This window comes from Streptomyces yerevanensis (assembly GCF_000716805.1).
Lineage (GTDB): Bacteria > Actinomycetota > Actinomycetes > Streptomycetales > Streptomycetaceae > Streptomyces > Streptomyces flaveus.
Window position 1 is genome coordinate 1 of the sequence record NZ_JNWJ01000318.1, and the last position, 202, is coordinate 202.

At 71.3% G+C, this 202-nt stretch carries 1 protein-coding gene; it reads left to right on the forward strand.

The features are described 5' to 3' along the window. A partial coding sequence (locus OP79_RS49560; RefSeq protein ID WP_033330116.1) for a transposase occupies positions 1–202 on the forward strand: 202 nt, incomplete at both ends.

The following is a 202-nucleotide window of genomic DNA, read 5'->3' on the forward strand; positions in this document are numbered from 1 at the left end:
ACGCTCGGACTGCTGCTCGCGGTGCTGGTTACGGCCGCGAGCGTGCAGGACTCCGCCGCCGGCACCCACTTGGTCGACCAGGTCGCGGCCGCGCACCCCTCGGTCCGCAAGGTCTGGGTCGACGGCGGCTACCGCCAGCACCTCGTCGAGCACGCCGCCGCCCTCGGCATCGACATGGAAATCGTCCAACGGACCCCTGGAA